1 rRNA gene is annotated in these 1,162 nt (G+C 50.8%); it reads left to right on the top strand.

Features of this window, described 5'->3' with window-relative positions:
• Positions 1–1,140, top strand: a 23S ribosomal RNA gene (locus tag G561_RS15565); the annotation flags it as partial.
• Between the last annotated feature and the right edge of the window lie 22 nt (positions 1,141–1,162).

The following is a 1,162-nucleotide window of genomic DNA, read 5'->3' on the forward strand; positions in this document are numbered from 1 at the left end:
TAGCAGTCGCAGATACCAGGCTGCTGCAACTGTTTATTAAAAACACAGCACTCTGCAAACACGAAAGTGGACGTATAGGGTGTGATGCCTGCCCGGTGCTGGAAGGTTAATTGATGGGCTTAGCGTATGCGAAGGTCTTGATCGAAGCCCCAGTAAACGGCGGCCGTAACTATAACGGTCCTAAGGTAGCGAAATTCCTTGTCGGGTAAGTTCCGACCTGCACGAATGGCATAATGATGGCAGCGCTGTCTCCAGCAGAGACTCAGTGAAATCGAAATCGCAGTGAAGATGCTGTGTACCCGCGGCTAGACGGAAAGACCCCGTGAACCTTTACTACAGCTTTACATTGAACTTTGACCTGACTTGTGCAGGATAGGTGGGAGGCTTTGAAGCAGATACGCCAGTATTTGTGGAGCCAACCTTGAAATACCACCCTGGTCATGTTGGGGTTCTAACTCAGGTATAACAATACCGAGGACAATGTATGGTGGGTAGTTTGACTGGGGCGGTCTCCTCCTAAAGAGTAACGGAGGAGTACGAAGGTGCGCTCAGAACGGTCGGAAATCGTTCAAAGAGTATAAAGGCAAAAGCGCGCTTAACTGCGAGACCCACAAGTCGAGCAGGTACGAAAGTAGGTCTTAGTGATCCGGTGGTTCTGTATGGAAGGGCCATCGCTCAACGGATAAAAGGTACTCTGGGGATAACAGGCTGATACCGCCCAAGAGTTCATATCGACGGCGGTGTTTGGCACCTCGATGTCGGCTCATCTCATCCTAGGGCTGAAGCAGGTCCTAAGGGTATGGCTGTTCGCCATTTAAAGAGGTACGCGAGCTGGGTTTAGAACGTCGTGAGACAGTTCGGTCCCTATCTACCGTGGGCGTTGGAAATTTGAGAGGATCTGCTCCTAGTACGAGAGGACCAGAGTGGACGAACCGCTGGTGTTCGGGTTGTCATGCCAATGGCATTGCCCGGTAGCTACGTTCGGATTGGATAACCGCTGAAAGCATCTAAGCGGGAAGCCAACCTCAAGATTAGATTTCCCTTAAGAGCCGTTCAAGACTAGGACGTTGATAGGCAGGGTGTGGAAGCGCAGCGATGCGTGTAGCTAACCTGTACTAATTGCTCGTTTGGCTTGACCATACAACACCCAAGTGGTTTTGTA

This window comes from Psychrobacter phenylpyruvicus DSM 7000 = NBRC 102152, from assembly GCF_000685805.1.
Taxonomy (GTDB): Bacteria; Pseudomonadota; Gammaproteobacteria; order Pseudomonadales; family Moraxellaceae; genus Psychrobacter; species Psychrobacter phenylpyruvicus.